Origin of the sequence: Vibrio sp. 10N.222.49.A3 (genome assembly GCF_041475145.1) — a bacterium.
Classification (GTDB): Bacteria; Pseudomonadota; Gammaproteobacteria; order Enterobacterales; family Vibrionaceae; genus Vibrio; species Vibrio tasmaniensis_A.
In genome coordinates this window covers 1-1,175 of the sequence record NZ_JBFRVM010000312.1, presented here as the reverse complement: position 1 = coordinate 1,175, position 1,175 = coordinate 1, and the positions used below count along the sequence as shown (strand labels likewise).

General features: G+C 42.6%; 2 protein-coding genes. Both read right to left on the bottom strand.

All coding sequences use genetic code 11. The features are described from left to right. The coding region (locus AB4589_RS25330; protein WP_372101948.1) for a DUF6538 domain-containing protein at positions 1-338 on the bottom strand (338 nt) is incomplete at its 3' end. A 238-nt stretch (positions 339-576) separates the two neighbouring features. Next, the coding region (locus tag AB4589_RS25325; protein ID WP_372101947.1) for a DUF1566 domain-containing protein at positions 577-1,175 on the bottom strand (599 nt) is incomplete at its 5' end.

The following is a 1,175-nucleotide window of genomic DNA, read 5'->3' as shown; positions in this document are numbered from 1 at the left end:
TCTTCAGAGCGATTTATAGAAAAAAAATCAGCATGTCCATTTGAAGCAAGAACCGCACAATGATACCCATTGTTCATACTTTGTGAATTTTGACGTAACTGATTAATACTATGAGCAAGCTCAGCTTTGAACTCAGAAAAACTTAATGCCGTGACTTTGGCTCTGTCGAAAAGAGCATGAAGTAATTGAACCTGTTCGATATTTCTCAGGTAAGCGACTTTACGTTCACGAGTTAGGAGAGAGAATTTAAACTCTTTGGGATAGCCACTGCTATGCAGTGAAATTGGGGTAGCGATGCGTGTGTAGTATACGCTATTTGGAAGTCTCAATAAGTACATCTGCGCAAGATGATTTTCGAGGTTTTAGACAAGAAAAACCGCTTTAAAAACAGCAGTTTAATCTTTAAGGGTAGTGGAAGAATAGGAATTTGAAAATTATCTCCAGCATTCCCATTAAAAATAACCTATTGCTATTAGCTAGTTATACTATTGGGTGTGTGTACACCTACGAAAAAGATAACCACCTGCCGAAGTAGGTGGTTATAGGTTTGAAGCTCAATAATTCATACGTTAAACGTTAAGGAACTGAGACGCAGGACGCGTACAACTCCCCTTCTCCCATACTAGCCCCTTCGTTGCCATTCTTGAGGCTTACATTTATAAAACCAGGTCCACGACTTGTACTTGACCAGTAACTGCTCCTGACTGGCCAGCCGCGCGCGTTGAACATATTGCCGTATATCTTGAAGAGCTCTAACTTTAACTCATTTTTTGTTGCCAAACGCCAGTTGGTGCGTCCTGCTAAACCCTGGTTACTATATGTGGCACATAATCTAGATGCATTCTCCCAGGTGAACCAAAAGAAATCTCCAGCAGGCCCAGAAGTTCCAATTTCTTGCGTAAAACCATTATTGACACTTCCTCCTAGGCTATGAAGAGCGATTTTTGATGGTGAATTGGTAAACAACTTCCCACTCCCAGTATCGAATATATCAATACATGAAGCACCAGTGATCGTACATGTATATACATCCACGCTCACTGTGTTGCTGGTGACGCCATCTTTAGTGGCGGTTATCGTTGTTTGGCCGACGTTGACGCCAGACAGGAAGCCAGTCGGCGTTACTGTCGCGGTACTCAGATCATCCGACGTCCAGGTGACGGAATCGCTCACAT